Origin of the sequence: Rhizobium sp. GCM10022189 (genome assembly GCF_042656325.1) — a bacterium.
In the GTDB taxonomy this organism is placed as follows: domain Bacteria; phylum Pseudomonadota; class Alphaproteobacteria; order Rhizobiales; family Rhizobiaceae; genus Rhizobium.
The window spans coordinates 176118-200057 of record NZ_JBHSOR010000037.1 but is presented as its reverse complement, the minus strand read 5'-3'; the positions used below and the strand labels follow the sequence as shown (position 1 = coordinate 200057).

Annotated in this window: 22 protein-coding genes and 1 pseudogene; 10 read left to right on the top strand and 13 right to left on the bottom strand. The window is 56.8% G+C overall.

The window, feature by feature from the left end:
• Positions 1-202 precede the first annotated feature (202 nt).
• Together ACFPWW_RS14335 and ACFPWW_RS14330 are read left to right on the top strand one after the other, a co-directional pair.
• Positions 203-1114 (top strand): MBL fold metallo-hydrolase, encoded by a 912-nt coding sequence (locus ACFPWW_RS14335; protein WP_377312182.1) that lies wholly within the window; start codon positions 203-205, stop codon positions 1112-1114.
• A gap of 406 nt (positions 1115-1520) precedes the next feature.
• Positions 1521-1931 (top strand): cupin domain-containing protein, encoded by a 411-nt coding sequence (locus tag ACFPWW_RS14330; protein WP_377312181.1) that lies wholly within the window; start codon positions 1521-1523, stop codon positions 1929-1931.
• A gap of 75 nt (positions 1932-2006) precedes the next feature.
• On the opposite strand, the gene ACFPWW_RS14325 is transcribed toward ACFPWW_RS14330, so the two are convergent.
• The 6 genes from ACFPWW_RS14325 to ACFPWW_RS14300 form a co-directional block, all read right to left on the bottom strand.
• Positions 2007-4181, bottom strand: a complete 2175-nt coding sequence (locus tag ACFPWW_RS14325) for a PAS domain-containing protein (RefSeq protein ID WP_377312180.1) — start codon at positions 4179-4181, stop codon at positions 2007-2009.
• Positions 4182-4309: 128 nt separating this feature from the next.
• Positions 4310-5530 carry an MFS transporter gene (locus ACFPWW_RS14320; protein ID WP_377312179.1) on the bottom strand — a complete coding sequence of 407 codons (1221 nt, stop codon included), beginning with the start codon at positions 5528-5530 and terminating at the stop codon, positions 4310-4312.
• A 22-nt stretch (positions 5531-5552) separates the two neighbouring features.
• On the bottom strand, positions 5553-5936 hold the full coding sequence (locus ACFPWW_RS14315) for a hypothetical protein (protein ID WP_377312178.1): 384 nt from the start codon (positions 5934-5936) through the stop codon (positions 5553-5555).
• 620 nt (positions 5937-6556) lie between these two features.
• Positions 6557-7354: an SDR family oxidoreductase gene (locus ACFPWW_RS14310; RefSeq protein ID WP_377312177.1), complete on the bottom strand. Its 798-nt coding sequence runs from the start codon at positions 7352-7354 to the stop codon at positions 6557-6559.
• 195 nt (positions 7355-7549) lie between these two features.
• Positions 7550-8605 (bottom strand): MBL fold metallo-hydrolase, encoded by a 1056-nt coding sequence (locus tag ACFPWW_RS14305; RefSeq protein WP_377312176.1) that lies wholly within the window; start codon positions 8603-8605, stop codon positions 7550-7552.
• A 40-nt stretch (positions 8606-8645) separates the two neighbouring features.
• Positions 8646-9533: an MBL fold metallo-hydrolase gene (locus ACFPWW_RS14300; protein ID WP_377312174.1), complete on the bottom strand. Its 888-nt coding sequence runs from the start codon at positions 9531-9533 to the stop codon at positions 8646-8648.
• Between the two features lie 631 nt (positions 9534-10164).
• Between ACFPWW_RS14300 and ACFPWW_RS14295 the strand changes: the two genes are divergently transcribed.
• Positions 10165-11118, top strand: coding sequence for an alpha/beta fold hydrolase (locus tag ACFPWW_RS14295; RefSeq protein ID WP_377312173.1), 954 nt, complete (start codon positions 10165-10167; stop codon positions 11116-11118).
• Here ACFPWW_RS14295 and ACFPWW_RS14290 read toward each other — a convergent pair.
• Together ACFPWW_RS14290 and ACFPWW_RS14285 are read right to left on the bottom strand one after the other, a co-directional pair.
• Entirely contained in the window at positions 11099-11293 is a 195-nt protein-coding gene (locus ACFPWW_RS14290) for a hypothetical protein (RefSeq protein ID WP_377312172.1), read from the bottom strand. The two genes, ACFPWW_RS14295 and ACFPWW_RS14290, sit on opposite strands and share 20 nt — an antisense overlap.
• A 158-nt stretch (positions 11294-11451) precedes the next feature.
• Positions 11452-11715 (bottom strand): AbrB/MazE/SpoVT family DNA-binding domain-containing protein, encoded by a 264-nt coding sequence (locus ACFPWW_RS14285; RefSeq protein WP_377312171.1) that lies wholly within the window; start codon positions 11713-11715, stop codon positions 11452-11454.
• Positions 11716-11824: 109 nt separating this feature from the next.
• Between ACFPWW_RS14285 and ACFPWW_RS14280 the strand changes: the two are divergent.
• Positions 11825-11985: pseudogene (locus ACFPWW_RS14280) on the top strand (Ku protein); the annotation flags it as partial.
• Positions 11986-12086: 101 nt separating this feature from the next.
• On the opposite strand, the gene ACFPWW_RS14275 reads toward ACFPWW_RS14280, so the two are convergent.
• The 3 genes from ACFPWW_RS14275 to ACFPWW_RS14265 are packed head-to-tail and all read right to left on the bottom strand — an operon-like array spanning position 12087 to position 14175.
• Entirely contained in the window at positions 12087-12434 is a 348-nt protein-coding gene (locus ACFPWW_RS14275; protein ID WP_377312170.1) for a DUF982 domain-containing protein, read from the bottom strand.
• An 11-nt stretch (positions 12435-12445) separates the two neighbouring features.
• Positions 12446-13258, bottom strand: a complete 813-nt coding sequence (locus ACFPWW_RS14270; protein WP_377312169.1) for a Ku protein — start codon at positions 13256-13258, stop codon at positions 12446-12448.
• A gap of 11 nt (positions 13259-13269) precedes the next feature.
• Positions 13270-14175, bottom strand: a complete 906-nt coding sequence (locus ACFPWW_RS14265; protein ID WP_377312339.1) for a Ku protein — start codon at positions 14173-14175, stop codon at positions 13270-13272.
• 636 nt (positions 14176-14811) lie between these two features.
• Between ACFPWW_RS14265 and ACFPWW_RS14260 the strand changes: the two genes are divergently transcribed.
• The 6 genes from ACFPWW_RS14260 (at position 14812) to ACFPWW_RS14235 (ending at position 23010) form a co-directional block, all read left to right on the top strand.
• Positions 14812-15570, top strand: a complete 759-nt coding sequence (locus ACFPWW_RS14260) for an ImuA family protein (RefSeq protein ID WP_377312168.1) — start codon at positions 14812-14814, stop codon at positions 15568-15570.
• Positions 15488-17002, top strand: a complete 1515-nt coding sequence (locus ACFPWW_RS14255; protein WP_377312167.1) for a Y-family DNA polymerase — start codon at positions 15488-15490, stop codon at positions 17000-17002. The genes ACFPWW_RS14260 and ACFPWW_RS14255 overlap by 83 nt, the downstream gene beginning before the upstream one ends.
• Positions 16999-20256 (top strand): error-prone DNA polymerase, encoded by a 3258-nt coding sequence (locus ACFPWW_RS14250; protein ID WP_377312166.1) that lies wholly within the window; start codon positions 16999-17001, stop codon positions 20254-20256. Before ACFPWW_RS14255 ends, ACFPWW_RS14250 begins: the two co-directional genes overlap by 4 nt.
• Before the next feature lie 207 nt (positions 20257-20463).
• Positions 20464-21555, top strand: a complete 1092-nt coding sequence (locus tag ACFPWW_RS14245) for a hypothetical protein (protein WP_377312165.1) — start codon at positions 20464-20466, stop codon at positions 21553-21555.
• Positions 21556-21658: 103 nt separating this feature from the next.
• Positions 21659-22330, top strand: a complete 672-nt coding sequence (locus ACFPWW_RS14240; RefSeq protein WP_377312338.1) for an SOS response-associated peptidase family protein — start codon at positions 21659-21661, stop codon at positions 22328-22330.
• Positions 22331-22365: 35 nt separating this feature from the next.
• On the top strand, positions 22366-23010 hold the full coding sequence (locus ACFPWW_RS14235; RefSeq protein WP_377312163.1) for an SOS response-associated peptidase: 645 nt from the start codon (positions 22366-22368) through the stop codon (positions 23008-23010).
• Between the two features lie 48 nt (positions 23011-23058).
• Here ACFPWW_RS14235 and ACFPWW_RS14230 read toward each other — a convergent pair whose 3' ends face one another.
• Together ACFPWW_RS14230 and ACFPWW_RS14225 are read right to left on the bottom strand one after the other, a co-directional pair.
• Positions 23059-23331 (bottom strand): hypothetical protein, encoded by a 273-nt coding sequence (locus ACFPWW_RS14230; RefSeq protein WP_377312161.1) that lies wholly within the window; start codon positions 23329-23331, stop codon positions 23059-23061.
• A gap of 134 nt (positions 23332-23465) precedes the next feature.
• The gene (locus ACFPWW_RS14225; protein ID WP_377312160.1) at positions 23466-23735 is read right to left on the bottom strand and encodes a hypothetical protein; all 270 of its coding nucleotides are present in this window, start codon (positions 23733-23735) and stop codon (positions 23466-23468) included.
• Positions 23736-23940: the final 205 nt, after the last annotated feature.

Genomic DNA, 23940 nt, shown 5'->3' with positions numbered 1-23940 from the left:
GCGCTGTTACGCGCGGTGCCGGGGAGATGCGCTTCCGCGATCTACGTATAGGGGAGGGACTTCGGAGCTAAACCCAAACCTCTGTTTAGCTTCGGCTACGTCCGCCAGTCACATAGAACGGCGTGGTCGCTTTCGGACATTCCCTGTGCAGGTGCATGCCTCCGTTGCGGCATTTGTCTATGAAAGATCAAAGGAGTTCAATATGGAAGCCGAAGTCTCGACACGTCCGCGTGCGCAGTTGGATGAGCTGGTTCCGTCTCGCTATGCAGTCAAGGTTGGCGACATAGAAGTCATAGTTATCAGCGACGGCGTGCTTGCGCCGCCGGCAGAGTCTATGGCGACAAACGCTGACACAAAAAGCCTCAACGCGTGGCTCGACGATAGGCTTCTCGCGCACGATACGTTTGGCTGGGCGCTCAACGCAGTCGTTGTCAAAACACCCAAGCAGACGATCCTGATCGACAGCGGTCTGGGTGAAGAGTACCCGGATTTCCCGCGCGCTGGACACCTGATCCAGAGGTTGAAGGCAGCGGGTGTCGAGCTTGGCTCGGTAACCGATGTAGTCCTGACGCACATGCATTTCGACCATGTTGGGGGCTTGCTCGCTCACGGGGTAAAGCAGCAGCTCCGGTCAGACTTACGGGTGCACCTTTCCGCCCCGGAAGCCAAGTTCTGGGAACGGCCCGACTTCTCGAAGACTGCGATGCCGCCTGCGCTCGCAGATCTCGCTCGCAAAGCATCGTTGGATTTCCTGAAGGAGTATTCGAGCTATCTGCATCTTTTTGACCAGGAAGCTGAAGTCGCCGATGGTGTCACGGTGAGCCTGACGGGTGGTCACACGCCCGGTCATAGTGTCGTCCGCGTGCGATCCGGAAATGATAGATTGATGTTTGGAGGCGACGCGATCTTCCCCGTCTCGTTTGATCATCCAGAATGGCACAATGGCTTCGAGCACGATCCGGAGGAGGCAACGAGAGTGAGGCTGCGTCTTATGGCAGAACTGGCAGCTTCGGGCTCTTGGCTCGTTTCTACTCATATGCCATTCCCATCAGTGGGCCGGGTAGTGGCTGCGGGAGACTCATATCGCTGGGTGCCGGTTCAGTGGGACTATTGAGCCTGGCTGCGGCCTCCAACTTGCGTTGACCATGTAAAATCATCGTCAGCGAAGTGGTGAACTCGACTTGACGGGTACAAGGCCGGGCTGAGACCCACCTGCCTCCCGTCAAGCCATTCGTTACTCTGGCGTCGATAGGCGTAGAAGCATTTCCGGAGATCGGATCGGCTCGCCCGCGCGCGCAGAGCCGACCGGGAGAGGCTATAGCGAGTTGGTGACTCTTTCCCTCGTCCTCAGACTTTCCCTTCCCGAATATTGAGACTGACAGATCGATAAGCGTAGGGACGGTCCACGCGGCAATCGAGAGGGAATAGGCCTAACCATCGTATAGCTCTGATCTCGACGGTGGATTTCATAGCGTGAGCCGGCCGCTCAGTCGTAATGCGGCTTAAACAGGAGACACGAAATGCTTCGCACCCTCATCACAGCAGCCATAGCGATGTCCTTAGCCATGCCGGCGATCGCGGCAGACAAACCGCATCGTGCAAAGATAACTGTTGTTTTCGATCATGTCCTTCCCAACGTCCCCGGTAAAAGCTTACGAGGTGTTTTGGTTGAGTACGGCCCGGGCGGATCCAATCCGTCACACACACACGCCAAGAGCGCCTTTATCTATGCCACCGTCCTGGAAGGAAGCATTAAAAGCGCCGTGAACGACGACGAACCAAAAGTCTACAGGACCGGTGAACATTGGATCGAGTCACCGGGTGATCATCACAAGATCAGTGCCAACGCGAGCGAGACTGAACCCGCTAAACTTCTTGCGGTGTTTGTCGTTGATACGAAGGAAACGGAGCTGACGACCGCGGATAAGTAGTTCTCAGAGTCCGAGCAGCGATATTGTCGCTGCTCGGCTAAAGCTGTGTGTCGATTCGCGGAGAGACCTTTTTGGCTATGCCGGTTCGGCTGCCTCTTCGGGGACGGGTAACGTGAAAACGAAGACCGCGCCATGTGGCTCGTTATTTTCGACCCACAATCGTCCGCCATGTGAGGTTATGATAGATCTGCATATCGCGAGCCCCATTCCCATGCCGTGCCCCTTCGTCGTATAAAAGGGCTCGAATATTTTCGAGGGGAATTCCACGCCTGGACCCGTGTCGCTGATGGCTGTTTGAACTGCATCGCCTACACGCTTGATCCGAATGCTCAGCGTTCTGATGTCGGAGTTCGGATCGATAGCCTCTATACCGTTCCTCATCAGGTTAATTATCGCCTGTTGGATCTGAATTCGATCGAGCCGGAGAGCTGGAATTGCTCGATCAATTTCAATTTTGAGTATTACGCCACGCCGCAGGAGTTCTTCGCTGAGCAGATCGCGGGCTTCGCCAATAATACGGCTGATATCACTCGGCTCTCGCACATCGGCTGACTGAGCAAACAGAGCTCGAATCCGACCGACAATGGCGGTCGCCGCGTTCCCGCTTCGGATGATGCGTTGCAACGCCTGCTGCGCTCGATCGAGATTGGGTGGGTCCTGCGAAAGCCATTGTTGGCAGGCCTCGGAGCTAGACAGCAAAGCGGCCAGTGGCTGAGCAACCTCATGTGCGATGGAAGCCGACAACTCAGCTAGATTTGCCGCCTGGGTCGCTCTAGCTAGATCGTCATGTGCGAGTCGCAGTTCCTCCTGCGCAAGGACCTGATCGTTAACATCAAGCGACACAGCATACCATTCAACGATCGTTCCGCTCGCGTCTCGTATTGGCTCGGCACGACTGTCCATCCATCGAAAAATGCCGTCCGCGCCGCGGACGCGATAACGTACGGCAATACGATCACCGCGTTCCACGCCCTGGCGAAGAGCCGACATCACCCTCACAGCATCATCGGGATGTACGGCACTCTGCATGGTCGCCAGGGTTGCCTCGGAATGCTCGGCATATTGGTCATCCAGCGCAAAATAATCGAGCGTGGCTTTGCTCAGGAAGGTCGGCTTCGCCGAACCACTTAGGCGCATGATATGCACCGGGACCATATTCACGAGTTGGGAAAGCTCTTGTTCACGGACGCGCAAAGCCGCTTCGGTTTGTTTGTAGACGGTGATGTCAATCGACATACCGTACCAGCCTGTAATTCGACCATCTCGATCCCGCGTTGGCCTCATCGCGACCCGATGCCAGCCGAATTCCCCGGTGGAAACTCTCCTCAGTCGATATTCGTTGTTCCAGTGCTCTCCAGCTCTCAGACTATGTCGGAGAGAGGCCGCTACTCGTTCGTACTCGTCGGGATGGAATATGTGCTTCCAGCCGAGATCTCCGCCGTCGAGAAAATCAACATCGGTAAGCTGTTTGTTCATCTCCTCGAGGGTTTGACCAATCGTCGTCTGGGCGTTGGGTGTCGCGTAGGTAAAGCGACCTGTCGTGTCCATCGCCCATCCCGTTCCAAATATCGTTTCGAGAACAAGCGCGGTTCGTGCGGCTTCGGCCGTCTCGCCGACCGCGTTGGTTATCGACCAAGGCAAATCTTGGGCCGAGATTTTTGCGGGTGTGTCGTCGGCGATGGCGTAACCTGGTTCCGCTCTGAACTCGGTCCAGGTGTAACTGCCGTCGGGTTGAAGTCGCCTGTATCGCACAACCTGTGGGAAACCACTCCAAAAAGCACGAGACGATGCGTGGCTTGCGAGGTCTCTATCGTCGGGGTGAACCAAGCTCAGAAACTCTGCGGTAAGTACAGGCGGATGCCGGCCGCCGATATCCGGCTCGATACCGGTAATAAGGAATGACGACTTCGCGGCGTGGTTTGAGCCCACAACCAGGACGCATCCCAAGGCCACCGCAAGAAATGTCGCCCACGAGACCAAACAAGGGCGCATCTCATCAGAGCCGGCCAAAGCAACCGCGAAGGTACCGGCTAGTGCCAGGACTAGCACCCCGGATATCCTAAACAGGACTTTCCGATCGCAGCGATGCACCACCGCAACGATTGGCAAAAGTAGTCCCATCGGGCTCAAGCTAAACCAGTACAGGATGCCGCCGGCTAGGAAAGACGTGACCAAGATGGCCATGCTTGGGAAGGCAATTTTCTGTGTCATCGCCGTTCCATCCGTCACGATTTCCTCGATTTTGTCCATAACAAGAATTGGCGGTTTGGCTCCGCGGGAAGACCGTCGTTCACGGGCAGGAGACTTCACTAACTACTATCGAAATCCTTCAACGTGACCATTAACAGGCGGTGAAGTGGATGTCCGACGCTGACTTGTCAGGACGGAAGGGCTCGTGCGTCACGGGATATGAACGTGAGGATAAAAACGATCATAACTAAAGCCAGCGACCCCAATATCGGCGCGTCGCGGTTAAGTTGATAGAGTGTCGTGCCGAGGACCGGGCCGACCGCAGAGCCCAATCCGCGCGCTGCCATATTGATCCCGCCAATCTTGCCCTGCGCTCCCCGCCCGCCGAGAAGGCTTATCGCTCCCAGGACCGCCGGTGCCAAAAATCCGACAGCGAAGCCGATAACCGTCATCGATAAGCACATCGTCAATATGTCGCGCGCAAATAGAAGCATTGCCAGGCCAGTGAAAATGCCTGCGCTGCCAGCGCGTAGCATCGCGCGAGGGCTCTTGAAATCCCACACCGCAATCGAAACCTGTGCGATACAAACGGCCAATACACCGACAGTGAGCACAAGGCCGGTTTGGGCTGCCGCGGTGCCGCCGTCCATTCCAAAGCGATCCATAAGTCGGAGAGCAAAAATCGGTGGAACAGTTGTGTAGCAGGTGAACCCCACAAAAGTTATCGCCAGATAGGGCCAGATATCAGCGAGAGGTAGAGTGGTTTCCCTGCGTGGAAGCGCGGGGCGAGGGACTGCATTTGGTAGGTATGCCAGCACCATCAGGCAGGCAGATAGGCCGAACAGCGAGATTGCCGCAAAGCCCAAGGCAACTCCCAGTTGGCCTGTGAGCCATAATAAAACGGAGCCGCTGAGGGTCCCGAAGCTGATGGCGGCGCTCAAGCCGCCCATACCGCGAACACGTTGGGAAGGTTTTGTGAAATCCGCCACGTAGCCCTGTGCAACAGGGATCAGAGCTGCACCGAAGAGCGCTTGGATTAGGCGGGCAGCGCCGAGGACAATCCCCGAGACGGCCGCCGACAACGGCAGGAACTGTCCCGTGACGATAGCCATCACCATCGGTCCCAACGCAACCATCGGGACAGCCAAGAGCATCAGCCTTCTCCGGCTCCATAATTCAGACGCGTAGCCCCATGCGGGCGCGGCCACGACTCCAATAAAAGCCCCAAGGCCAAGAACCAAGCCCACTTCGATGTCCGTCAGTCCGAGTTTCCGCCCCGCAACTCCGAGCCCCCCGGTCATGAATCCGTTCGCGGAAGTGTATATAACGACGCCAGATAGCGCAGCCGCCATCTCTAGTTTGCGTCGAGGCTGAATCGGTAACAGTTTGGAGAATTCGGTTGTGGTCATGACTTCCGGGTCGAAAATTGCGCTACGCGTAAATGCTGTTCTGTCCCCAAAACGTTGGATGTTTGACCAGATCCAGGGTCACTTGAGGCGGCGACAAGTTCCGCTTAGCCATCATAATGGCTTCTATTTTGAACGGACCGATAACGTCTCCCACGAAGTCGAATAACATTCGCCAGGAACGGCAGTTCACCGGGACTGTAGCCGGCGTTACCGAGTCGAACCTGACATTCTTGGCAAAGAACCATCCGAAATCCAATCCATCTTGTTTCCGGATGGTGTTTTCTCGGTCATGAGATATCCGCTCGCGAACGTTCCGGGAAGCTAATACCTGCGGCACCACAGCAACAACGCGTCGATCTGGATAGGCGGGACTTGTGAAGACGTCGGTGAGGCCGGCGCGGTTCACGCCTTTCTGCTTCGCCCTTTTGACGTGCGACGCGATCGCCGCTCGACTCGACGTCTGCCCTAGAGAAGAGAGTTTTCCGATTGATAATAACTGGCCTGATGCCGTTCCACGATGTCATGGCCAGGGCCGATCCTAGTTTGAAACCGGGCAGCGAATGTGGCGGCGATCTGGCAGTACCGGCTCGTCCAACACGGAACTGAAGGCGTGACCATAGCAGAGCTAGAAAGTAAAGGCACCCTCCATCTGGAACGGAGGAGGCGGGGCAGAATGATACGTCGAGATATTTCGAATTGACGGGCATTCCAGACGATTACGAAGCAAAGTGCCAATGACCTGTCCGTCAGTCATTTTGAGGCTATCCGAATCATTGCTATCCAACAGGATCGCGAGACCTCGTCTCAGGATGGAAGCCGCGTACCCGACGCACGAAGGCGTTTGAGAATGGCGTCTCTGATGTTACTCAGAACCTAACCAGCCAAGGTGGATGAGGTGAGGGCTCGGACCTTATTGCGAGATACGGGATCATCAGGTCATCCTACGGCTGGGTGCCGCGACCAACTCTCTTCCGGGATTCGCGTTTACCGCGGACATTTGCCCAAACGTCCGTATTGATGTGTCACCTACACGCCTTTCGACAAACCGCCTGAAACCTCTAGACTTGCTCCAGTAGTAAAGCCGGAAACCGGGGAGGCCAGGAAGCATATTGCCGCGGCAACCTCTTCGGGAAGGCCCATTCGATTTAGAGGAATCTGTCGCTCGGTTGCTAGTGCCCTGAGCCACTCTTCTTTACTTTGCTGCTTATTCTCGCGTTGGGCGAAGCGTCGCTCCCATTGACCGCTGTTGACGGAATCGACCAAAACCGAATTGATCCGCACGGCCGGAGCGAACTCGAAGCTCATCGATTTCACGAGATTCAGAACGCTGGCCCGCGCCGCAGAAGTGCAAACCATGTGCGCCGCGGGTTGCCGGGCGAGCAAAGCATTCACGACGACGATCGAAGCTCTGTCGCTTTCTCGAAGCATGGGCAGAAGGGCGCGCGTGGGGCGCACGATTGAGTAAAGCTTCAAGCGCATTTCCGCCTCCCAGTCTTCGTCGGTTGTCGTTTCAAACGTACTGTAGCGACCCTGACCTGCATTATTGATCAGAACATCGGCACCGCCGAAGCGTGCACGAACTTGGCGTGCTAACGCGATCGTCTGAACCTCGTCCGTAACATCGCACGAGACAGCCAAGAGATTGTCGTCAGTCCTGAGGCCGGAAGCCTCGAGGTCCGAAACCGACCGCTCTAGCTTCTCCCAATCGCGTGAACAGGTAACGACCTTAGCGCCTTCCGCAAGTAGCATACGCACCGTCGCAAGCCCGATACCGGAGGAACCCCCAGTCACGACCACTACCCGATTTCCAAATTGAAGATCCAATATCCCATCCTCCAGGGTGCTACAGCAGTAAGGCAAACGGTGCGCTTTCAAATTCGGAACCGCACTGTGGTTCGGCATTCACGCATGTCGAGGTATGGGAGCCGACTCCGTGAACGATGGGCCTAAGAACCCTCCTCGTGACGGGAGCGTACGTTCGCAACATATCGCCCCGCTTCGCTCCAATAGCGCGCCAGCCTAGTCGACCCTAATGCTTTGCTCCATTGCATAGCACTGGTCCCAAATGAATGTGTCGAACGCGGCAAGCCTGTTCTTCCATTTTGGAGTCATTGTTGCGACACACTGACCAGCGACACGCGCCGTATAGTCACTGACAAAGGCCCATGAATTCGAAGGGTCCACGTCGTTGAGCCTCGTGCCGAAGGCTTGGCTGCGTAAGGCGGCTAAGGCCGCCGCCTTGATATCATCGTCGAACTCGATCTGAAGTTTGACGTCCTCATGTGTGCCGATGCGGCTCACATGACCACCAACCAGCGTTTCAAATGGATGGTTGTCGAGTTCCCTGACTTGCTCAAAATAACCCGGAATATCTTGAGCGACACCAAAGCGGCGGAACGGCATCCAGCCCGGGAAGACTATATCGACAAACATCAGAACCCGCTGAGCCGGTGCGTATATCATGATGTTGCCGGGTTCGTGACCGTTGCCGGGGTAAGACAGTTCGAGGACCTGTGATCCGAGTTCGAGCGTATATCGATCTTCGAATGTCACGTTGGGTATCGGGCGCTGGGGGTCGGCGTCGCGCAGGAGTAGGCGCTTTGTCTCTTTATGAGCGATGATCACGGGCACAGGTCCGAGACTTCCAGCACCGCCTATGTGGTCGGCGTGCGAGTGGCTGTAAATCAGATGCGTAATGGGCTTGTCGGTAACCTCGCCAACGGCCTCCCGTATTTTGCCGGCGTAAGACGGTGGCGCGTCGACTACGACAACGCCATGATCATAGACCATGAACATTGATTGGTAGGCATTGTCAGTGACCATGTAGAGACCCACCCCGAGACTTTCGATCCGATAGCCCTTCTTTCGGTCGATCTCTGGCCCCCGAGCTGAAGGCGGTATTCTCATGAATGCCGATGGCCTAACGCCGATTGGAGCGATTTCAGATGTTTCGGCGCTCTTGTTTGTCTGTTCGACATTGGGACTCTGCGCATGCAGCGGCCAAGAAGTCATGCCTACTGCGACCATCGCAACTGCGGAGAAATGTCTGAATCTATTGGCATCATGGGATTTCATCGGATGACCCTCACTACTTGGTTCCAGAAGAGGCTTACGCCTATTTCTTAGGCGACCATTCGAAATGATTGTCTCGCGAAACAATCCAGCCCACGCCCGGGTAGGGGAAATGCGGTGCGAAAATAAGCTGGTGACGTGACGCAAGCTGAGTGAGGACTTCGCGCCGGCTCGTTCGTCCGACCGCAAGATCAGTATCGTACCCCATCGCCCAGTCTGGTTTTGCAAGGGAGACTATTGAGCTGTGAACGGTGTCCCCCACGTCGAGCAAGGTCTGGTCCTTCGAGCTAATCATGTATCCGACGTGGCCAGGTGTGTGCCCCGGAATCCGGACCGACTTGATGCCCGTAGCCACATCCTCTCCAGGGTTGAACGTCTTCACTTGCGGCGCGATCACTCTGGTGATTTCAGCCATCTCAGGCTGCTGTTGAAGCCATTTCCAGTCAGGTTCCGAGATCTTTATCACGGCATGCTTGAACGCGGATTGGGTGTCCTGGGTGATCAGGCCGCCGATGTGATCACTATGCACATGCGTGATCAATACCGTAGTCACCTCGTCAGGCGAGACACCGGCGAGGCTAAGGCTGCCGGCGAGCGACCCTGGTATCGACGGACCTAACCCCGTATCGATCACGATAGCTTCGCCGCCTCTCCGAGCGAGAAGAGCATCTACGGATAGCTCGATAGCTTCGGTTTTTTGTCCAGCCTTCTTGAGAACTTCTGCGACTGCGTTCGGCCCGACATCAGCGCCAAATACGGAGCCGTCGTTCGGTACGACGTTGACCGAGTCTCTCAGTGCGGTGATCCGAAACTCGCCGAGCGTGAAAGTCTCAGCGCCCGGTGGTGTCGGCGGCTGGGGTCCCATGTCTGCTGCACTCGCTTGCACGGTAGCGAGGCACGTCATCAGAATTGAGATGCGCAGGGATTTCATGTCTTTCTCCTTCCGAACAGACCACTCACGATCCACTACACGGTTCTCAGACACGACCAACTTGCGCCAGTCCAACTTGCGTATAGGTGGTGAAGCGCGGTCAAGAGACGGGCACGATCAAAGCCACCGGCCAGAGGGGGCAACTCTCGAAAACACACTTGCCTTCGTAGATAGAGATAGATTGATGGAGATGATCCAATCATTCCGACCCCAAGCCAGCCGCTAGGAGTGCTGTTGTCGGTCTGGCGTGGTGCGTAGACCGGACAGCGAACGATGCGTCCACTGCTTCGCCCTTTTATTGGCGTGCCCACAGCTCGAAGACGAATTGGCTAAACTTAGTTGCACTAGCGCTCTTCCATTTTTGAACCGAACAGCATTTCGAACGAACGCGCAGCGGATTTCTCTTGCGCGTCAAAAACGCGTAATCGCAAAATTGCACGAACCAACCTTGATATTTTTGAGCCTTTTGACCTTGGCCGATTGCAGGGGCTCTGATCTGTTTACGATCTGCCGGCCCATGAAACGTGAAAATCTGCAGCCTCAGTGAGCCCAGTCGCATACCATCGTTCTATGGACCAAAACCTCGCACTCCGCATTTTTGGGGCCTTCGAGTAACAAGCCGGAGGTCTAAATGCCCAGATTTGCAACGATTGCTTGGATTTTCACGGCTCTCGCACTGAGCGCTTCTTGTATGAGCAATGCCAAGGCGGCAGATTCAGCACCTAACGTGTTAAGTTCGATTGTGGATGGCAAGTCCGATGTCGACGGCGTCAATTACCATTATCTGCTGGCCCGCGGCGGACCGCAGACGGTTGTCCTTCTTCATGGGTGGGGGACCACTTCCTACATGTGGCGCTACGTAATGCCCGAGTTGGCAGGTCGAGGGTACACTGTTTTGGCCCCCGATCTACGTGGGTTGGGAGACACGGCGAAGCCGGCAGCGGGATACGAAAAAGCGCTAATCGCCCAAGATATTCGGACGTTGGTGCGCAATCTCGGCCTTGGTCCCGTGGTAAATCTAGTCGGCCATGACATGGGCGGAATGGTTGTGTACGCATATGCTGCCCAGCATCCCGACGAAGTGAAGACTCTCGCAATTCTTGATGTGCCGCTTCCGGGAATTGCGCCATGGGATGAGTGGGTCCAAGGACCGCGCACCTGGCACTTTAGGTTTCATGCCCTACGCGACGTTCCAGAAATGTTGATTGCCGGCCGCGAGCTCGAATACCTCAAGTGGTTTCACAACACTGAAGGCGTGAATTCGCGCGCGTTCGACAATGAGGCGGACGAGATATACGGCCGTTCCTATTCCCAGCCGGGAGCGTTGCGCGCGGGCTTCGAATACTATCGCGCCTTTCCCGAGGACGTTGTTGCCAACAGGGCGTTTGCGGAGACTAAACTGGAAATGCCTGTTCTTGCGATGAGCGGTGTCGGAGGCTTAGGTACCGTTTACGGCCAGCATATTCGGCATGTTGCTGTCAACGTTCGTACAGTTGTTGTCGAAGGCGCGGGCCACTGGATTCCTGAGGAGCAGCCCATCGCCGTTACTGCAGCACTGTTAGATTTTATACCGCCGGCCAAATAACATCATGAACTGTCTTACGGCTATCAGCACGCTGATAGCCGTAAGACATCGTCAAGCGTTGGTGTTTCAGCAGGCCACTACTCACCCGATCCTTGGTCTCGTCGAGACCGGAGCTGATGCCGCGCAGCGTCTGCAGCGCGGTCATGACATTTGTGTTGGTGTTTATGCTACTCATAGAGCCGCTCCCGGCACGTGCTCCTCATGACCGACACTGTTCAATCATTACGAGCGGAAAATCGGCCGGAGACGCTTAACACAGAACCAGAAATCGAGGGGGAAATCCCCCTTTGTCGAAAAAATTAGCCTCGGCGCGGATGAGCGCCGCAACCACCATTAAAGAATTTCATTGCCCACAGGAGCGCCCGAGTCCCATCCGGCGGCATGCTTGCTCAGCGCGATCATCTCATCCGACCCTTCAAGTAGCTCGGCAAGGGTGTATCTCTTCTTTGGCTTCAGCGGCGTTGCGACCAGAGTACCATTGTCCACGGCTACTGTGAGTTCAGCCCCAATTTCCACGCCGAGCATCTTTAAAAACGCAGGGGGAATGCTGAATACTGCGGCACCGCCTTGGCGGCGAATCCTGACTGTTTTGGGCATATCACCCCTCCTTGTTTTGCTACATATATAGCACTTTCTATGAGCCCGCGAGGTCTCGGGTTGAGCCTTCTAGAGTGCCGTCCTGTAACGATTTCTAATCGACAAAGATATCGTTATTGGCCGTCGCGAAAGGGCGGTAGTGCTCGAACCTTGTGGCGAAGATATCGTTCTCCGGAGCTACGGTTCGGTGACGAGATTCGGCCAGAGGAAAGCTATTTTGAAGACATCGACGAGGAGGCAGACTCGGACCTGGTTCCGCTCGTGCAACAGCGGAGGCGATTCGTTCCGAATCGACAGGCGAGGCACCATCAAATGGCAAGCGGAAAGCAGCCATCTCGATGGTCGCTATCCAGGCGGTGTCGAGGCACGGGCTAGCGCGACGATGTACTGTGGCGGGAGGCACGCGCGTCTACGTTGCCGTACCACCACCAGCCCATCTCCTGAACCGTCGTGGGAAAATATCCCGCCACCTCTAAGCCCGCATCCCTTGCGGCGGCGACGAAAGCTTTTCTGGCCTTCGTGGTATCTGTCTCAAGCTGAATGACTCTGACGCAGGTGGTGAGCGCATGGTGCCATGTCGTGTCGTTTGCCCGCTTGGGCCAGCGCTCAGACATCAATATCCCCATCAGGCCAGAGACAGACGTAGCGGTGCTGAAATGATCTGCATCGGGAAGACCGACTGCGACTTCCCTGATAGGTGCGAATGCAATGTCGTTCATTGAATTCCTCCTTATCCAGCCTTACGCGATTTCAGGTCCTTCTCGACCGACTTTCTCAAGGCGTCCATGATGTTGACGACGTTGGAGGCGGGGGCGGCCTCGGGCTTGTTGCTCTTGCCGGCTTTCCTCAGCCTCAGCGTCTTCTTCTTCTCCTCGATGAGCGCCAGCAGCGCCTCCTGGATCGGATCGGTAACCATGGCCGGCGACCAATGTTTCGTGCGCTGCTTGATCAGCTTCTCGACCAGGGGAAGGGCATCTTTCTCGCAATCGGGATCGATCCCTTCGAAGTAGGCACCTTCCGGGCGGACTTCGTCGCCGAAACGAAGGGTCCAGAGCACGATGCCTTCATCGCGGGGTTCGAGGATGACGGCGCGTTCACGCCGGCCGACCACGAGTTTGGATACGCCAACGACCTTCGAGGCTTTCATGGCGTCGCGGATCACGGAAAAGGCCTCCAGACCGACAGGGTCGTCGGGTGTCAGGTAGTGAGGCTTTTCCAGATAGGTCCAGCCAATGGAACCGGCGGGAACGAATTTCTGGATGTCGATCGTTCGGACGGTGTCGAGCGCCACCGAGTCCAGGTCTTCGTCCGTCAGGATCACATAGTCGTTCTCGCCGCGCGCGTAACCCTTGGCCTCGTTCTCGTCTTTCACAGGCTTTCCGGTGATAGAGTCGACATATTGCGAGACGACGCGGTTGCCGGTGGCGCGATTGAGCGTGTGAAAGCGCACCTTCTCCGATTCGGACGTTGCCGGAGACATTGCGACCGGGCAGGTGACCAGCGACAGCTTGAGGTAACCTTTCCAGTAGGGACGGGGTGCCATTGCTCGTGCTCCTATCCGGCCTTACGCTGCGGCGCGGCTGGTGTGGCGGTTTTAGCCGCCCGGCGCGCGGCACGTTGCCTGCCAGTGCCCTTGTTGGCGTTGGCGGCGGTGCGTTTGGGCTGTTCTGTGGTCTTATCGGCAAGGCCGGCACTTTCTCGAAGTGCGGCCAAAAGGTCGTTTGGCTTGGAGACCTGCACCTTCTTCGGTTTGGGAAGGGACCTGCCTTCGAGTTTGGCGCGGACCAGTTCGGCGACAGCCCGCTCATAGCGGTCGTCGAAAGTAGCCGGGTCGAACTCGCCGATCTTCGTCGAAATGATATGCGTGGCAAGATCGAGCATCTCGCCCTCGATCTTCAGCTTTGGTATCTCTTCGAACGCCGTCTTCGACGAGCGGACCTCATAATCGTATTGGAGAGTGTTTGCGATCATTCCGGCGCCATGCGGACGGATGAGAACCGTGCGCATGCGGCGGAAGAGGACCGTCTTTGCGATCGCTGCAACCTTCGCTCTCTTCATTCCATCCCGCAGCAGTGTAAACGCATCCGATCCCACCCGGTCGCTCGGCGTCAGGTAGTAAGGCTTGTCGAAATAGACGTCGTCGATCTCGGAGCAGGGGACGAAGGCTTCGATCTCCAGGGTCTTGTTGCTCTCGGGGATGGTCGCGGCAATCTCCTCCGGATCGATCATGATGTAGCGACCATCGTCGATCTCGAAACCCTTCGTCTGTTCCTCTTTCGGCACCGGCTCCTCGGTCTCGCTGTCGACGAAAACACGATTCACCCGGTTGCCCGTCGCCTTGTTGATGGTGTTGAAGGTGATGCGTTCAGCGGTAGAGGCAGCCGTGTAGAGGGCTACCCCGCAGCTCACCTCTCCAACTTTCAGAAAGCCCTTCCACTGGGCACGGCGTCCTGACGCCACGACGCGACACTCCGAATCGATGATCAACGACTCAAAGACGTGCGAAGGTGATTCGTTCCGACTCGAAACGAATCATTTTTCAATGGCTTACGACTTGATGTTGAGGTTTTGATTCAGGACGCCTTGGCCGAGCAAATTGCCAACGCTATCGTCGTAATTTAGGCAGGGTCACCTGTCGTCAAACATATGCCAGCTTCGATCAAATCCGGAAACCGGGTCTCGCACCGGTCGATGCCGTCCGAGGAAACCATCCTCGGACATCCCATTGCCACACGCCTCCGGAGCTGTTGAAAGCTCAAGCTCGCCCCGTAGCGTTTGACGAGGACCTGACGATCGAATTCCTCCCTCCGGCCGCAGGCGCGGCATTCCACCGTTAAAATGGGCTGACGAAATTCCCGGAGCGTCACGCTCGGTCCGTAGGTATTATTTCCCATCTATTGCTTTCTCCGGGGATGTGAGCTTCTTTTGCTCAATCAACTGAAAATGCTCGCTTATCGACAATTTGCGTCCTGTGGATGGTGTGTGGATTAGGAAAATACACCCGAATATTCGCGTTGACTTACATGCCGATTGGGAACAAATAAAGAACAAAATCGCTTTTGGCGAGACATGAACTGAATGCGATGACGACCGGCCATGGCCCAAATGAGCGCCAACACCATCATTTCCGAGCTGAGGGAGCGCATCGCGCACCTTGAGGGCGGCATTGGTCGGAAGGCGGCTATCTTGCCGTTCGGCGTTCCGGAAATCGACCAGGCCCTTCCTGGCGGCGGACTGGTCTGCGGCGCTCTGCACGAGTTCGCAGGTGGCGGGGCTGGCACGGTGGATGGCGCGGCAGCCGCTTTGATGGTGGCCGGAATAGCGGCGCGAATGAAGGGCAAGGTGCTTTGGTGCCTGACGAGGCCCGACCTGTTTTTCCCGGCGGTCTCGCAGGCGGGACTTCATCCGGATCGCGTCATCTTCTGCGAAAGCGATCGCGAGGAGGACGTGCTGGCGTCGATGGAAGAGGGCTTAGCGTTCGGTGGTCTCGCAGCTGTGGTCGGGGAACTGGTCCGATTGCCGATGACCGCGTCGCGCCGCCTGCACCTTGCGGCCGAGAAGACCGGAACGATGGCCATCGCCCTTAGGAGGTGGCGAAGACAGTCCGAGGCCTCTGACTACGGTCAACCGACCGCATCGACCACGAGATGGCGGATCAGCGTGCTGCCCTCCGAGCCGTTACCCGTCGCCGGAGTGGGCCGCGCCAGATGGGTGGCCGAATTGATGCGCGTGAAAGCAGGCGAGTGTGCCGAGTTCGAAATAGGAGCCTGTGATGCCAAGGGTCGTATCTATCTACTTCCCGTTTCTGCCGACAGACCGGATCAGACGGCATGGCAAGGACGCCGTTCCGGCTGACCAGCCTCTGGTGGTGATCGCCAAAAGCGGATCGAAGCGCTGGATATCGGCTGCCGATAGCAATGCCCGAAAGCTTGGCCTCCAAGTCGGCATGCCGGCGAGCAAGGCGCAGGCCATGGTCTCCAATCTCGTGGTCGTCGATGCCGACCCCACCGCGGACGCTGCTGCGCTCGAACGCCTGGCGCTGTGGGCGCTGCGACAATACAGCCCGGCCGTCGCAGTGGACGGTACCGACGGTATCGTCATGGACACGGAAGGAGCCGACCATCTGCAGGGCGGCGAGGAACGTCTAATTTCTGGTCTCGTGAACATGCTCCGCGCGCGCGGTCTGACCGCAAGGGCTGCCGTCGCCGACACATGGGGTGCCGCCCATGCGATCGCCCGCCTGACATCGGCTGAGACGACAGTCGTTCCGATAGAAGGTATTGCGAAGGCGGTGGTCGGATTGTCGATCCACTGTCTGCGCTTGGAACCGGACCTTGTCCATGGCTTGAGGGCAATGGGCATCGAAACGGTCGGCGAACTCGCAGCCCTGCCGCGGGCTCCGCTGACACTGCGGTTCGGCCCGGAACCTGGGCGGCGGCTTGACCAGCTGTTCGGCCGCGTTGCAGAACCGATCGAGCCGCTGCGCACGCCCGAACTGGTCGAAGTGTCGCGCAATTTCCAGGAACCGATTGGAGCTGCGGAGACCATTGCCAAATACGTCCGCCGCCTAGTGAACCAGCTGACGGCGAAACTGGAACAGCGTGGTCTTGGCGTCAGGCGATCCGACCTTGTCATCCATCGCGTCGACAATACGCGCCAGAGCCTGCGCGCCGGCCTTGCAAAGCCTGTTCGCGATCCCGCCCGCCTTTCCAAGTTGTTGTGCGACCGCATAGAGAAGATCGACCCGGGCTACGGTATCGAGCGGATGGTCCTCGTCGCGATCATGGCAGAACCCCTCGAGGAGAAGCAGATCGCCTCGTCTCTGATCGAAGATCAGGTGGTCGACGTCACGCCGTTGGTCGATATCCTCGGCAATCGTGGCCAGCGTCTCTATCGGGTTACGCCCGTTGCTTCAGATGTCCCCGAGCGCTCGGTGGCGCGTATCGGACCGACTATCGAGGAGACCGGAGCCACATGGGCCGCCAAATGGTCGAGGCCATCACGTCTCCTGCCATATCCGGAAGAAATCGAGGTTATAGCAGTCCTGCCGGATCAGCCGCCGGCGGTATTCACGTGGAGGGGAAAGCGTCGCCGCGTGAAGCGGGCCGACGGCCCCGAGCGCATATTCGGCGAATGGTGGACTACGCCGTTGGAGATGCGGGCCATCCGCGATTATTTCGTCGTGGAAGACGACACCGGCGAGCGATACTGGGTTTTCCGCGCCGGTGACGGCGTCGATGTCGCAACGGGCTCACACAAGTGGTTTCTCCACGGAGTGTTCGGATGAGATATGCCGAACTTCAGGTGACGACGCATTTCAGCTTTCTTAGGGGAGCGAGTTCGGCCGAGGAGTTGTTTGCGACAGCTGCTATGTATGGCATCGACGCTTTAGGCATCGTCGACCGCAACAGTCTCGCGGGTATCGTGCGTGCATGGGAAGCTGCCAAAACCACCGGCGTTCGGCTCGTCGTCGGAAGCCGTCTCGACCTCACGGATGGAATGTCGCTTCTCGTCTACCCGACGGACCGTCCTGCTTATTCGCGGCTGACCCGGTTGCTCTCGCTCGGCAAAAGCCGCGGCGGCAAGGGCAAGTGCGTCCTCGATATCACCGACGTCGAAGTCTATAATGAGGGGCTGCTGGCTATCCTGGTGCCCGATGAGGCAGACGACATTTATGCGGGTCAGCTTCGCAAACTTGCGGCAATCTTTGGCGATCGTGCCTACGTCTCCCTTTGCCTTCGCCGCCGCCCGAACGATCGCCTGAGATTGCACAATCTATCGAAGATCGCAGCGCGTCATAAGCTGAAGACGGTCGTCACCAACGACGTCCTGTTTCATGAGCCGGGGCGGCGGCAGCTGCAGGATGTCGTCACCTGCATCCGAAACCGCACGACCATCGACGATGTCGGGTTCGACCGCGAGCGGCATGCCGACAGGTTCATCAAACCGCCGGAGGAAATGCATCGGCTATTTGCCGATTATCCCGAAGCTCTGGCGCGCACGCGCGAGATCGTCGATCGCTGCCGTTTCGATCTTTCCGAACTCGAGTATCAGTATCCCGAGGAAGCAATAGTGCCGGGCCTCGATGCGCAACAGTCGCTGGTGAAATTGTCTTGGGAGGGAGCTGCCGAGCGCTATCCCGAAGGCGTTCCGGAAAAGGTCAGGAAGGCGATGCTTCACGAGCTGGACCTGATCCGCGAGATGAAATACGCACCGTATTTTCTGACCGTCTTTAATATCGTCAGATATGCGCGCTCGCAGGGAATTCTGTGCCAGGGGCGGGGATCGGCCGCCAATTCGGCGGTCTGCTATTGTCTGGGTATCACGTCGATCGATCCGGAGACGTCGGACCTGCTGTTCGAACGCTTCGTCTCGCGCGAACGCGACGAGCCGCCCGATATCGACGTCGATTTCGAACACAACAGGCGCGAGGAAGTGATCCAGTGGATTTACGAAACCTATGGCCGCTCGCGGGCCGCACTCGTCTGCACGGTGGCCCGCTATCGCACCAAAGGGGCTCTGAAGGACGTGGGCAAGGCGCTGGGTCTGCCGCAAGACCTTGTCGAACAGTTGTCGTCCGGGGTCTGGGGCTGGTCGGAAGGCGTGGGCGAGCAGCAGCTGAAGGAGAACAATCTCAACACGGCTGATTATCGCCTGCGCCTGGCACTTGAGCTGTCGTCGCAATTGATGGGCGCGCCGAGGCATCTGAGCCAGCATCCGGGCGGATTCGTGCTGACACAGAACAGGCTCAATGACCTTGTCCCGATCGAGCCGGCCGCAATGGAAGATCGTCAGGTGGTCGAGTGGGACAAAGACGACCTTGAAGCCCTGAAATTCATGAAGATGGATGTCCTCGGTCTGGGCATGCTGAGTTGCATGTCCAGGGCATTCGAGTTGCTTGCCGAACACAAGGGGCTTGCCATGGGACTTGCAGATGTCCCGCAGGAGGAATCGAAGACCTACGCGATGATCCGCAAGGCCGATACGCTCGGGACATTCCAGGTGGAATCCCGCGCCCAGATGGCGATGTTGCCACGTCTGAAGCCAGAGACGTTTTACGACCTGGTGATCCAGGTGGCGATCGTCCGCCCCGGTCCTATCCAGGGCGATATGGTTCATCCCTACCTTCGCCGGCGCGAGGGCAAGGAAAAGGTGGTCTATCCGACCCCCGAACTCGAGGCGGTGCTGAAGAAGACCCTCGGGGTGCCGTTGTTCCAGGAAAGTGCCATGAAGGTCGCCATGGTCTGCGCGGGCTTCACCGCGGGCGAGGCCGACCAGCTGCGGAAATCGATGGCGACCTTCAAATTTACGGGCGGAGTCTCGAGGTTCAAGGACAAGCTGATCAAGGGGATGATCAACAACGGCTATACGCCGGAATTCGCCGAGCAGACGTTCGGACAGCTCGAAGGCTTCGGCTCTTATGGCTTTCCGGAAAGCCATGCCGCCAGCTTTGCCCTCATCGCCTATGCCAGCTGCTGGGTGAAATGCCATCATCCGGATGCCTTCTGCACCGCGCTGCTCAACAGCCAGCCGATGGGTTTTTACGCGCCCGCCCAGATCGTTCAGGATGCCAGAAAACATGGCGTGGAAATCCGACCCGTCTGCGTCAACCGATCCCGCTGGGACTGCACGATGGAGCCGATCGAAGGGTCCGACCGCTTCGCCGTTCGATTGGGGATGCGGATGGTCAAAGGGCTGGCGATGAATGATGCCGCCAAGATCGTCATCGCCCGCGCCGACCAGCCCTACGCCTCCGTCGACGACATGTGGCGACGCTCCGGGGTCCCGGTCGCGGCTCTCGAAAAGCTCGCCGAAGCCGATGCTTTCCTGCCGCTTCTGGAACTCGAGCGACGTCAGGCGCAATGGGAGATCAAGGCGTTGCGCGACGAACCGCTCGCGCTATGGACAGCGGCGGCCGAGCGCGAGGCCAGGACGATCCCCGAGATGCAAGAACCCGAGGTGACGCTGAAATCGATGACGCAGGGCAGGGAGGTCGTCGAGGATTATTCGCATACGGGGCTGACGCTCAGGCAGCATCCAGTCAGCTTCCTGCGCCGTGAACTCGCGAAGAAGAGCGTTGTCACCTGTGCCGAGGCGATGAGTCAAAGGGATGGTCGATGGCTGATGGCGGCCGGCCTCGTTCTCGTCAGGCAGCGGCCCGGGTCGGCCAAGGGCGTCATGTTTCTGACGCTCGAAGACGAGACCGGGATCGTCAATGCCGTCGTTTGGCCTTCGTTGTTCGAGCGTCAGCGGCGGATATTGATGGGTGCGAGCATGATGGCGATCAACGGTAAAATCCAGCGGGAAGGCGAGGTTGTTCATCTCGTGGCCCAGAGGCTGTTCGACCTGTCGTCAAACCTCGCAAATATCGGGGCGAGAGACGGAGAGTTTCCGTTGCCTCATGGGCGTGGCGACCAGGTCAAGCATGGCGGCGGGCCTGACCCGAGGGACAGTTCGAAGCCTGTGGTGCAGGTAAGGGACATCTACATTCCCGATCTGCATATCGATACGCTGAAGGTGAAGTCGAGAAACTTTCACTAAGCCGGAAAATGCACGAGCGATCATGCGAACGACAGCGCCGTAGATCACGGCAGCGGGCCGAAACTTTTGCGGTATGGTAAAGACCCTTTGCAACAAACCCAATTGTGGATACGACTCAAGTGCCTAAACATAACTTCATTTACTTTGGTAGCGCAGGTTGCGATGGAAGAAGGCGAGAAGCGGAATGCCGAGAGGAAGACGTCTCTGATGGACGTTCTTCATTCTATTGATAAGCGGCTGGAGTTAGTCGCGAAAATGATTGGATATTTAAGCATATTTGTCATTACGCCAAGCATCTTCATACTGGCTAAGCTCGGGTTTGACATAAATTCGTATTTTAATGGTCCTGAACTGAGCACGTCTCAAAAAGAGATCATTCTCTCATTGAAGAATCAAGGCTACGATACGAGCGCCGATGGTGCTCTAATAGCCCTCAAAGAGCGGTCCCCCCTGTTGATAGAATACCTAAAGGCGGGGCTGCTACCGAAGGCCGATCTCGCTTCCTATGAAATAAAAAAAATAGCTCTTGGGGCTCAGACGTTGCCTGGAGATATTGATCAACTGCGCGGTTGGTTTCGGAGAGATAGCCAAGTCACGAATGAAATTCGACCGATTTTAGATGATGCGAACAAGTTTATAGAGCGTTTGTCCGTTGAGAATGCGAAGTTCACTAGCATCAATGACGTATGCAGTTCGTTCGGCCGTTTCCTAGTAGACGGTAAGTTCTCGTATGTCATTAAAGGCACGGCCGATTGCAAAGCGACTTTTTTCGAAGGCACGGCTGGAGCCTATCTCAGCGACATGGTCAAAATGGCGAGGTACTGGAATGAATTGGTCGGGATTCCGCAACCGCCATTGGTTTCCAAGAAAAACATCGTCGACGTGGCGACTATGCTCGAGAACCCCAGCATCAGAAGTAGCAGGGAAGCTACGCCGATGACACCGAGCCAATTCGGTGAGGCCAAGGATGGTCAGTTGTTTCACTTCACGGTGGAATCGTTCGTGGCTTGGATAAGGGAACCAACCGATACACATCACCCTTGGCATCTAGGCGTCTGGGACCAAACGAATAATCTAAAGGAAAAGCAGGCATTTAAGATAAATTTACATCGCGACGTCAGCGATGCTTGGCTATACGGATTTTGCCAAATAAATCAGGTCTGCGAACTTGATTTCCTCGCTACATTTTTCGAAAACAAAATATACTTGGTGGACTTTTTGAGAGCAAAGAAAAGTTCCGACCACATCTTGAAGTACCATATCGATTACGATGCATACGAATGGAAGAACTCTATGTGAGAGTCGGGATACGACGATCACCATGCTGAATTTGGGCACGAAACTGATTTAGTCTTTGTTCTCTTTTTGTTCATGTGCTATGGCGTTTCCGGATAAAACGGTGATGATCATGTCACGGCTTTACGCGATCACCCTAACGATTGATGAGATCGTTGCACATTTCGACATAGATGTCCCGCCGGACCCAAGCGTGCCAGAAGAGACCATCGAGGGCGCGCCTGGGCTGGTCGTCGTCGAGAAAGATGGCCTGCGCCTACTGAAGTCGCTCACCTGGGGATTTCCGCGCCAGACATCAGAGATGCGGCACAACGGGGAGCCGCCCGGCCGCATCGGTCTCGTCGCCGACCTGACCAATCCGCTCTGGGACAAGACCGTGGTCGACCCGCGTTATCGCTGTCTGATCCCCCTGACGCACTTTGCAAACCCAGATGGTCCCAAGGGTGAGAAGACCCGGGCGTGGTTTTCTATGCTGCGACAGCCGTTGATGGCCTGGGCGGGATTTTGCCGCAACACTCTAGAATTTGGCCCGGTGTTCGCAGGTATGACAATGACTGCCAACGAGAAAGTGCGGCCATATAACGATCGAATGCCAGCCCTCCTGAGGCCAAACGAATATGGACGATGGCTCCATGGCACGATCGAGGATGTGATTGCGTTCCAGTTTCGCGATCCGCCACCCTCCGAGGATTTCGAAATCCTGCATACCCGTGATCGCTGGCGTAGTGGCATTCCCCCCTCGAAGGCTTGGGCAACTCGAAGCAATATGCTTATTTAGCTCGCCCGCAGATCATCCGCCGAAAGGTTTGTTGAATGTGCAATCTCTATACCGTTCGCAAGTCAGCCGCCGAGGTGGCAGCGTATTTCCATGTACCGAACCCGATCCAGTCGAACGCCGGACCGGAGGTTTATCCTGGAACGCCGGGCACGGTGATCGTCGAAAATGATGGCGTGCGAGAGATGCGCTCAATGACGTGGGGCTTTCCGCTGCGGCTCAAGGACATGAAGCCCGACGCCAAACCAAAGCCAGTCAACAACATCGCCGATCTGACGAAGCCAATGTGGATCGGCCTTGCCCGCAAGCCACAGTGGCGCTGTCTGATCCCGGTGACGGGTTTCGCCGAAGCGGAAGGAGAGAGGGGGCGGATGACCAGGACTTGGTTCAGCGTCAACGGCGATCCTATCTTCGCCTGGGGTGGGCTGTGGCGCGTGAGCGACGAATGGGGACCGGTATATTCAGGCGCGATGACGGATGCGAATGACGCCGTCGCTCCGGTGCACAACCGGATGCCTGTGCTTCTCCATGCTGACGAGCACGAGCAATGGATGCATGGAAGCCTCGATGATCTTGTTGCTTTCCAGAAGCGCAAATTTCCCGCCGAACTGATGCACATGGAGAGGACCAGCGACCTATGGGTGGCCAAGAAACAGAGCACTGAAGCTCCCTTGCTTCTCTGACGGGAGGCACGGGCATCGTTCTCCATGAGTAGTATCACATCATTTGTCTCAGAACTGGTCCGTGCCGCAAACGAAGTTGAGCGGCTGAATGCGTTTACGATCTTGCGGCTGCTCGAACGAGCGATCGTGACGATTCGGGACCTTCGCGAGAGCGCTGGAATCCCAAGCGAGGGAACGGAGCACGATAGGCTGAATGACCTTCGTCACGCCGCAAACGCCGGTTCCGAACTGGGCGCGTCCGACCACGCTTCCGCACTTCTGAATGCGGCAGATATGATCAGGACGTTGTACATCGTCCTCGAAAGTGGTGTCGATATTCAACTGCGGCCAGCCGACGGTAGGATGGACAGGTAGGTCTGACGTCCGGGGCACTGGCCGGTGTGCGGTGCCGCCGCATTTGCGCAATTATGGCGCTCCTGTCACCTACAAGCCTCGGATAAAAGAATGCCCCATGCCTAACACTTTGCTGGCGACATACTTTTCAGAATAAATGCCACTGCATCCGTCAAGAAAGGAAAATCAGTTTCTTCGTTTGGTGCCCAAGACCCAAACACAACCCATCTCTCATCACCCATCGGATAGAGGATTGCCATCTGATCAAACATCTCAATTTCCGAATTGTGCGGAGAACCAAATACACAAATGCTCTCTTGAGACGACCAGGAACGTTCTTTGACGATGAAACCTTTTCCTGCCAGTAGTTGAATAGCGTCGGCGCGGGTCATGTGATCCTCTGAATTCTGATACCATTGATAACGTGACGCGCTTTCGGCTCACAAGTCACGGACCGTGCTCTTCTGATATTTGACCTGTGAGATTGACCGATGTCGACGCGGTGCTCACACACAACCCGATAGCAATTTGGTGGCGCTTGCTACCTGACTCCGCACTTGCGCATACCGTCGATCTATTGACCGATTTTCAATGTCA